Origin of the sequence: Marseilla massiliensis (genome assembly GCF_016899855.1) — a bacterium.
In the GTDB taxonomy this organism is placed as follows: Bacteria; Bacteroidota; Bacteroidia; order Bacteroidales; family Bacteroidaceae; genus Prevotella.
Genome location: NZ_JACJJG010000100.1, coordinates 1 through 9516 on the forward strand (window position 1 = coordinate 1; position 9516 = coordinate 9516).

The following is a 9516-nucleotide window of genomic DNA, read 5'->3' on the forward strand; positions in this document are numbered from 1 at the left end:
CCCTTTAACTACCAATGAATGTAAGCTTTGCAGACATTCATAAAACATTTTTCCGTAAACATCTTTCATCTTTCAGCCTTGCGCTTAACAATCTGACTGTCAATTGTTTATAAGCTGACAGATGCCTACCGGACATCCGTCAGCCCTTTCCCGTCAGTTGCCGGCGTGAAAGAATCTGAAAGATTCGCCCTCAATCTTTCAGCTCCAAACATCCTGATAGCCAGCGTGTTATCCCCAACGCTGACAGACTGACAGATGTTTAGCGAAAATCATCATCATTTGTTTACTTATAAAACACGGCTTTTAATGTCATGAAACACAGTCTTTTACATTGCGATTCGTGCTCTTCTGCTTGTATCTTGTCAACTCGTCTACTAACAAAAAGTCCCGCAACAAAGAATGTTGCGGGACTTTTTGTAGTGGGCGTAGAGGGATTCGAACCCCCGACCCTCTGCTTGTAAGGCAGATGCTCTAAACCAGCTGAGCTATGCGCCCTTACTTGTCGTAAGCGGTTGCAAAGATACTGCAATTTTTTAATTCTGCAAAATTTTATCAATGTTTTTTTTGTTTTTATTAAAAATAGTGCCGTTTACGACCGTTACCGCTCTTGCTTACGGCGTTTTCTCCGTTTTTTTACATGAAAATGCACGACGTAAGGAGCGGGAATATCTGGCGTTTGCCGTCCTGTTTCATGGTATAAAATTAACGATTGCGCAATGCCTTGTGGTTCAATACGTTATGAAAGGCCGTCTTTTGCGCTGCTAAAGACGGCCTTTTAGACGGTAAAAAACGGTCTTTCGGAAGACAAAATGCCGTCTTTTGGAAAATGTATGGATTGTGACTGTTTTGTCGTGGCGGTGCAATTTGGGACGGTGCGCATCATAAATTGAGAGCATTTACGGAAAAAGTTTTATTGTCAGAAAAACTTTTTGTATCTTTGCCAAACGGTAACTGACAATGCGCTAAGCCGCATCTTTGTCGATGTTTCACCGTAAAATATCATGTAATAAATAAAAAACAAAAACAAGAAACAGAAAGAAGCATTATTAAAATAAATACATAATTTATAAGCATTCGCTATTATTTCGCGTTTAGCCAAGAGCCTCGGAAACTCATTTGGAATAACAAGCACGGAAATAATATGTGACAGGTGGTTTCGTATTGATGCCCCTATGTCTATCAATAAGCGATGCACACGCAATGGCGTGATGCATTCTTATGATAGACCCGGGGTTCCAATCCGAGGCCACCCCGTGCTAAACGCGGTAAGAATGGCATCACGCCTTTCTTTATGCGTTGGCGGATTGATAGTTTATGCTTGATAAACTATCAGTCAATTATGGCAAACAAAAACCTTAATGCGGCAAAACTCGCCAAAAAAGACGAGTTTTACACGCAGCTCAGCGACATTGAGCGTGAACTGCAACATTATCAATCTCATTTTAGAGGTAAGACTGTTCTGTGCAACTGTGACGACCCTTACGAGAGCAATTTCTTCAAATACTTTGCTCTGTGCTTCAATCAGTTGGGCTTGAAAAAACTCATCTGCACTTGCTATAACGGCTCGCCGGTGCAAGGAAACGAGCTGCTTCTCCACTTTGAAGGCTTTGACGACGAGCCTAAGAAGTTGGCTTACAAGGTGGAAATAACCGAGGTTAAGGATTTGAACGGCGACGGGGCGGTAGACCTTTCGGATGTCCGCTACCTGTTGCAGAACGACAAGAACGTTCTTTCCTTACTCGAAACAGGCGACTTCCGCTCGCGCGAGTGTATCGAACTATTGAAAGAAGCGGACATTGTTGTAACCAATCCGCCTTTCTCTTTGTTCCGTGAGTACATCGGACAACTTATGAAATATGGCAAAAAGTTCTTGATAGTGGGGCATCAAAACGCCATAACATATAAAGAGGTTTTTCCTCTAATAAAGGACAATAAGGTGTGGTTAGGTTATGGATTTAAGGGCACAGCAGGGCATTTTTTGTCACCATACGAGGACATAGCGACGGCTGGCGACCACAAGAAAGGCATGATTAGAGTTTCCGGAGTTACATGGTTTACCAATATGGAGATACCCAAACGTAATGAAGAACTTGACTTGGTGTGCCGTTATTCGCCTGAAGAATACCCGAAATATGACAATTATGACGCTATTGAAGTTAACAAAACGCTTAATATTCCATGTGACTATATGGGCGTAATGGGTGTACCAATAACCTTTCTTGATAAATATAGTCCAAAGCAATTTGAAATAATCGGTGCAACAGAGAGTGAAGGAAAAAGTTTTTCTAACGGCCTTTGGAATAAAGAAAGCGGCATAGCCCAAGCTGTTGCACGTGGAGAAAAGAAATACAAGCGCATCTTCATTAAGCGTAAATAATGTAAAAAGCCATGATGACAATCAAGCAAATCGAGGTGACGGTTGGTGACATAACCAACGGTTACGTGAACAATGAGGAACAGGGAGTGCGCGGTTACGGCGGGAAATTGGATATAAGGCCGCCTTACCAGCGTGAGTTTATCTATAACGAAAAGGAACAGCAGGCCGTGATTACCACCGTATTAAACGGCTATCCGCTGAACGTTATGTACTGGGTGAAGCGTGGCGACGATGCCGAATGCCCGTATGAGGTGATGGACGGCCAGCAGCGCACGCTCTCCTTGTGTGAATATGTTGCCGGAAAGTTCTCTTACGAGTTCAAAAATTTCTTCAACCAGCCCAAGGACATTCAGCGGAAAATCCTTGACTACCGGCTGACTGTCTACGTCTGCGAGGGCGAGCCGTCGGAAAAGTTAGAGTGGTTCAGGACTATAAACATAGCCGGCAAGCCGCTGAACGAGCAGGAGATAAACAACGCCGTGTACGCAGGCCCGTTCGTGTCGGACGCAAAACGGCACTTCTCGAAGTCGAACTGCGGTGCCTACCGTTTGGCAAAAGACCTTGTGAACGGTACGCCTATCAGGCAGGATTTTCTCAAAAAAGCGCTTGAATGGATGGCCGACCACGAGACAAGGATGGGTAAGCGCCAGACGATTGTTGGCTATATGGCTGACCACCAGCACGACCCGAACGCCAATAACCTGTGGACTTACTTCCAAAATGTGATAAACTGGGCGATAACCAACTTTGACCCGCGCCACTTCAAGAAGATAATGAAGGGGCTTGACTGGGCGTTGTATTACGACAAGTTCTATGACAAGACGCTCGACACAGTTGTTTTTGCACGGCAAATATCGACACTTATGAGAGACAGCGAGATACAACGGCAGCAGGGAATAATACCTTACGTGCTGACGGGTGACGAACGTGAGCTTGACCTCCGCGCCTTTCCCGACGACATTAAACTGGCCGTGTGGGAGGCGCAGGGGCACAGGTGCGCGATATGCGGTAAGGAAATGGACTATGAATTTATGGAGGGCGACCACATTACGCCGTGGAAGGAAGGCGGGCGCACGGTAAAGGAGAACTGCCAAATGCTCTGCCGTGAGTGCAACAGGCGCAAGTCGGCAAAGTAACCTAAATCCCTTTATATAAAGAGGATATGCCGGATGGTATAGCGACTGGTTACTGCCATTTTCTGAACAGCCGTCTTTCGCAACGCAAAAGACGGCATTTTAAGCTGTGAAAGACGGCCTTTTGGAACGCGAAAGGCCATCTTTTGGAAAACGGGTGATTGCGGACCGTCAGAGCTGGTACAGCTCGTTGGCCGCCATGAGGTCAACTTTCTTCTCTGAAAGTATCTTTTCGCAGCTCTCAAGGTCGGTCGGGCGGATTACCACGTGGGCTACGTCGCCTGCGGCGAACGAGTACATGTACTCGATGAATACGCCCCGTTCCGACAGGTATTTCAGCACAACGGCAAGGGCACCGCTCGTGTTAGGGCATGTAAAACCGATTACGTCGCTTATTATTACGGTGAAATATGCCTCTTCGAGGGCGCGTTTTGCCTTTTCCGGATCAGACACGATGCAGCGCAGGATGCCGAAGTCGGAGTTGTCGGCAATGCTCATCGCCGAGAGGTTTACGCCAGCCTTGCCGAGTACTTCGGTTACTTCGTTGAGGCGGCCCGACTTGTTCTCGAGGAACACGGATAGTTGTTTTGCTAACATAATGTTGTGTTTTAATCGTTTGTTTTCTACTTGCAAACATACAAAAAAACGGCGTAAAAACCGAACGTAACGGCAATAAAACGCCTGCTTGATGTTGCATGTCGTTGCCGTTAGCGTAACATGGATTAAAAAAACGCTTCCAACGCTTAATATTTCCGCTGTATATGTATGCCTGAATCGATTTAAATTATTAATTTTGCAGCCGTAATACGTATTATTTATGGATTTGGATTTGCTTACCGCCATATCCCCCATTGATGGGCGATATAGGTCAAAGACGGCACCTCTTGCCGACTATTTTTCAGAGTATGCGCTCATTCGTTACCGCATACGTGTGGAGATCGAATATTTCATAGCTCTATGCGAGCTTCCGTTGCCGCAGCTAAAGGACTTCGACCTCGGGCTGGCTTCGCGCCTGCGCGATATTTACGGGAAGTTCGATGAGGCCGGGGCGGCTCGTGTAAAGGAAATCGAGGCAACTACAAACCACGACGTAAAGGCCGTGGAATATTATATCAAGGAGCAGTTTGATGCCATTGGCGGACTCGACAAGTACAAGGAGTTCATCCACTTCGGCCTCACCTCGCAGGACATCAACAACACTTCGGTGCCCCTCTCGGTAAAGGAGGCGCTGCACGAGGTGTACATCCCGCTGATAAAGGAACTTGTAGGTCAGCTTAAGGAGTATGCCGAGGAGTGGAAGAGCGTGCCCATGCTGGCCAAGACTCACGGTCAGCCGGCCTCGCCTACGCGGCTCGGCAAGGAGGTGATGGTGTTCGTTTACCGCCTGGAGGAGCAGCTCAAGCAGCTCGAGGCGTGCCCGATGACGGCAAAGTTCGGTGGCGCAACGGGTAACTACAACGCCCACCATGTGGCTTATCCCGAGTATGACTGGCGCGCGTTCGGCAATAAGTTCGTAAGCGAGAAGCTCGGACTTGAGCGTGAGCAGTGGACCACCCAGATAAGCAACTACGACAACTTAGGTTCCGTCTTCGACGCCTTGCGCCGTATAAACACTATCATCATCGACCTCGACCGTGATTTCTGGATGTATATCTCGATGGAGTACTTCAAGCAGAAAATCAAGGCCGGCGAGGTTGGCTCAAGCGCTATGCCGCACAAGGTCAATCCAATCGACTTCGAGAATAGCGAGGGTAACCTCGGCATTGCTAACGCGATATTGCAGTTCCTTGCGGCAAAACTACCCGTAAGTCGCCTGCAGCGCGACCTTACAGACTCGACGGTCTTGCGTAACATCGGCGTGCCAATGGGACACGGAATGATAGCTGTACAGAGCACGTTGAAGGGACTTCGCAAACTCATCCTTAACGAGGAGAAGATCAATGCCGACCTTGACGACATGTGGGCGGTAGTGGCCGAAGCTATACAGACCATCCTCCGCCGCGAGGCTTACCCGCATCCCTATGAGGCGTTGAAGGCGCTTACCCGTACAAACAAGAAGATGACGGAAGAGACAATACATGAATTTATAAGCGGACTCAACGTGAGCGACGCCGTGAAAGCAGAGCTTATGGCCATAACTCCGCATAATTATACAGGAATTTGATATGCGGTTTTGGGGTTATGAGGTCACACGGTTTTAAGGTCTTAGGCAGCAAGCAGGACGTAACGTGCCCTATAGCCGCCTCAACCGTAAAACCCCATAACCCTAAAACCTTAAAACCCAAAACACTAACCGCCGTGAGGCATTAACAAGAAAAATTATGTCAGAAGAATTGGAAAACAAGAACGAGAGTTTGTCTGCAGGACAAAATGAAGGCAGCCGTGAGGGCTACAAGCAGACAGAAGGCCTTAACAATCGGAATGGAGACAAGCCGTTGCGACCCAGGATAAGGGTACAGCGCGCTTATGTCCCTAACAGAAACTACAACAAGGATGACGGAGGTTTCCGTCCAGAGGGCTTCGGCTCAGGACTACAGTCGGCAGGTAACGCCCAGCGGCCTTACCGCCCACGCTACAATGCGCCACAGCAGGGCGGCTACCAGCAGCGTGGCAGCTATCAGCAACGTCCTCAGGCAGGATACCGTCCACGTTACAACAAGGAGGGCGAGGAGGGTTACCAGCCCCGCCAGAGCCAGTATGGCCAGCGCCCGCAGACGGGTTATCGCCCGCGTTACAACAAGGACCAGGAGGGTGGTTACCAGCCCCGCCAGAGCCAGTATGGCCAGCGTCCGCAGACGGGTTTCCGTCCGCGCTATAACGCCAACGGGCAAGAAGGCGGCTATCAGCCACGTCAGGGCGGCTATAACCGTGGTTACCAGCAGCGTGGCGGATACGGTCAGCAGCGCCAGGGCGGCTACAACCGTCAGGGCGGTTACCGTCAGCATACGGCCGATTACGACCCGAATGCAAAGTATAGCATGAAGAAACGCATCGAATATAAGGAGGAAAACATCGACCCGACAGTGCCCGTTCGTCTTAATAAGTTCCTCGCCAACGCCGGAATATGCAGTCGTCGTGAGGCTGACGAGTTTATCCAGGCTGGCGTAGTTACGGTTAACGGTCAGGTTGTAACTGAGCTCGGAACAAAGGTTTTGCGTACCGACGAGGTGAAATTCCACGACCAGCCCGTCAAGATGGAGAAGAAAGTGTATGTCCTTCTGAACAAACCCAAGGATTGCGTGACCACCAGCGACGACCCGCAACAGCGCAAGACGGTGATGGACTTGGTCAAGGATGCATGTCCTGAGCGTATTTATCCCGTTGGACGTCTTGACCGTAACACTACCGGTGTGTTGCTTCTCACCAACGACGGCGACCTTGCCAGCAAGCTGACTCACCCGAAATTCCTGAAGAAAAAGATATATCACGTATTCCTGGACAAGAACGTTACAGCCCACGACATGCAGCAGATAGCTACCGGTATCACTCTTGACGACGGTGAAGTGCATGCCGATGCCATCGAGTATGCAAGTCCGACGGACAAGAGCCAGGTAGGAATCGAGATACACAGCGGCAAGAACCGTATTGTGCGCCGTATCTTCGAGAGTCTCGGTTATCGTGTTGTCAAGCTCGACCGAGTACAGTTCGCCGGTCTGACAAAGAAGAACCTGCGCCGCGGCGACTGGCGTTTCCTTACCGAGAAGGAGGTCGACATGCTGCGCATGGGAGCGTTCGAATAAAGGTAAAACGGTAAAAAAGTAAAAAGGTTAAAAGTTAAAGGAGAGGTAATAAGTGGTGAAGGCCGTGTCGTAAAACGGTTGAGCAATTGTCTTTAACTCCTTAGTGAACGTAGTGAGCGATAACTGTTATAACTCCTTTAACTCCTGAACTTAAATAATTATGGAAAAAATCAAGAGAACAAAAGTTGTCGACGTGCTTCAGCGTAACGACTTCGGAGCCATCGTCAACGTGCGCGGATGGGTGCGTACCCACCGCAGCAGCAAGTCGGTAGACTTCATCGCGCTGAACGACGGTTCTACGATAAAGAATGTCCAGATTGTCGTTGACCCGTCAAAGTTTGACGAAGCGACGCTTAAACAGATAACAACCGGTGCATGTATCAACGTCAACGGCGAGCTGGTTGAGAGCCAGGGCGCCGGCCAGAGCGTTGAGTTGCAGTGCCGTGAGCTTGAGGTTTACGGCCTGTGCGGCAGCGACTATCCTATGCAGAAGAAGGGACAGAGCTTTGAATACATGCGCCAGTACGCCCATCTCCGCCTGCGTACCAACACCTTCGGGGCAGTAATGCGCATACGTCATAACATGGCCATTGCCATACATAAGTATTTCCACGACCACGGTTTCTTCTATTTCCACACTCCGCTCATTACCGCAAGCGATTGTGAAGGTGCCGGACAGATGTTCCAGGTTACGACGAAGAACCTGTATGACCTGAAGAAAGACAAGGACGGAAAGATTGTTTATGACGACGATTTCTTCGGAAAGCAGACCTCGCTGACCGTCAGCGGACAGCTTGAAGGTGAGCTCGGAGCTACCGCCTTGGGCGCAATCTATACGTTCGGACCGACGTTCCGTGCAGAGAACTCAAACACTCCGCGCCACCTTGCGGAGTTCTGGATGATTGAGCCGGAGGTTGCTTTCATTGACCTTGACGACCTGATGGACCTCGAGGAGGACTTCATCAAGTACTGTGTGCAGTGGGCTTTGGACAACTGCAAGGACGACTTGGAGTTCCTCAACAAGATGATTGACAAGACGTTGCTTGCCCGCCTGCAGTCGGTTGTCGGCGAGAAGTTTGTGCGTCTGGAGTATACCGAGGGCATACGCATACTCGAAGAAGCTGTGAAGGCCGGCCACAAGTTTGAGTTCCCGGTATCATGGGGCATGGACTTGGCCAGCGAACACGAGCGTTATCTCGTGGAACACCACTTCAAGAAGCCGGTTATCATGACCGGATACCCGAAGGCCATCAAGGCGTTCTACATGAAGATAAACGAGGACGGACGCACCGTGCAGGGTACGGACGTGCTCTTCCCGCAAATCGGAGAGATTATAGGAGGCAGTGTCCGTGAGGAAAACTACGATAAACTGATGGGCGAAATCAACGAGCGCAACATCCCGATGAAGGACATGTGGTGGTATCTTGATACCCGCAAATACGGCTCTTGCCCACACGGAGGCTTCGGTCTTGGTTTCGAGAGGCTCATTCTTTTCGTGACGGGTATGCAGAACATACGTGACGTCATCCCGTTCCCAAGAACACCGAAGAACGCTGAGTTTTAGCAGACAAGAAACAAGCAGACAAGTTGACAAGTGACGAGCAGACAAGGAGATTTGCCTTACCCCTTGGCTTCTAATTGCCTGATTATCAACAAGGCAAATCTCCTTGTCTGCTCGTCACTTGTCAACTTGTCTGCTTTTAAAATTAAAATATATGACAAACGACCAGCTTATGCGTGAGGCCATCAGGCTTTCACGTGAGAATATCGCCAATGGTGGCGGCCCGTTCGGTGCCGTTATAGCGCGCGACGGCGAGATTATAGCGACGGGAGTCAACCGTGTCACTGCCGAAAACGACCCTACCGCACATGCCGAAGTGAGCGCGATACGCCGTGCGGCGCAGGTTCTTGGCACGTTCAACTTGTCTGGTTGCGAGATATTCACGTCGTGCGAGCCGTGTCCGATGTGCCTCGGCGCGATATATTGGGCGCATATCGACAAGGTATATTACGCCAATACGAAAGACGACGCCAAGGCAATCGGTTTCGATGATTCGTTCATTTACGACGAACTTGCACTGCCGCGCGACGGCCGTAAGCTGCCAGCCGAAGCCATGATGAGAAACGAAGCCATCAAGGCTTTCGAAGAATGGGCTGCCAAGGAAGACAAAACTGAATACTAAGTTCTTTTTTAGTAGACAAGGGACGAGTAACAAGCAGACAAGGAGATTTCCCTTAGCAGACAAGGGACAAGCAACGAGCAGAC

General features: G+C 49.4%; 7 protein-coding genes and 1 tRNA gene. 6 read left to right on the forward strand and 2 right to left on the reverse strand.

The window, feature by feature from the left end; all coding sequences use genetic code 11:
* Positions 1-420: 420 nt before the first annotated feature.
* Positions 421-495, reverse strand: a tRNA-Val gene (locus tag H6A34_RS12005).
* An 844-nt stretch (positions 496-1339) separates the two neighbouring features.
* Between H6A34_RS12005 and H6A34_RS12010 the strand changes: the two genes are divergently transcribed.
* Both H6A34_RS12010 and H6A34_RS12015 read left to right on the forward strand, forming a co-directional pair.
* On the forward strand, positions 1340-2377 hold the full coding sequence (locus H6A34_RS12010; protein WP_205105712.1) for an adenine-specific methyltransferase EcoRI family protein: 1038 nt from the start codon (positions 1340-1342) through the stop codon (positions 2375-2377).
* An 11-nt stretch (positions 2378-2388) separates the two neighbouring features.
* Positions 2389-3513, forward strand: coding sequence for an HNH endonuclease family protein (locus H6A34_RS12015; protein WP_239480869.1), 1125 nt, complete (start codon positions 2389-2391; stop codon positions 3511-3513).
* A 168-nt stretch (positions 3514-3681) separates the two neighbouring features.
* Here the strand turns inward: H6A34_RS12015 and H6A34_RS12020 are convergent, their stop codons facing one another.
* Entirely contained in the window at positions 3682-4107 is a 426-nt protein-coding gene (locus tag H6A34_RS12020) for an ACT domain-containing protein (RefSeq protein WP_021947742.1), read from the reverse strand.
* Positions 4108-4327: 220 nt separating this feature from the next.
* On the opposite strand from H6A34_RS12020, the gene purB reads away from it, so the two are divergent.
* The 4 genes from purB to H6A34_RS12040 all read left to right on the forward strand — a co-directional run bounded on the left by purB (position 4328) and on the right by H6A34_RS12040 (position 9433).
* Positions 4328-5674, forward strand: coding sequence for an adenylosuccinate lyase (purB, locus tag H6A34_RS12025; RefSeq protein ID WP_205105713.1), 1347 nt, complete (start codon positions 4328-4330; stop codon positions 5672-5674).
* A 157-nt stretch (positions 5675-5831) separates the two neighbouring features.
* On the forward strand, positions 5832-7250 hold the full coding sequence (locus H6A34_RS12030) for a pseudouridine synthase (protein ID WP_205105714.1): 1419 nt from the start codon (positions 5832-5834) through the stop codon (positions 7248-7250).
* 160 nt (positions 7251-7410) lie between these two features.
* Entirely contained in the window at positions 7411-8814 is a 1404-nt protein-coding gene (gene asnS / locus H6A34_RS12035) for an asparagine--tRNA ligase (protein ID WP_021947745.1), read from the forward strand.
* 151 nt (positions 8815-8965) lie between these two features.
* Positions 8966-9433 (forward strand): nucleoside deaminase, encoded by a 468-nt coding sequence (locus H6A34_RS12040; RefSeq protein WP_021948834.1) that lies wholly within the window; start codon positions 8966-8968, stop codon positions 9431-9433.
* Positions 9434-9516 lie beyond the last annotated feature (83 nt).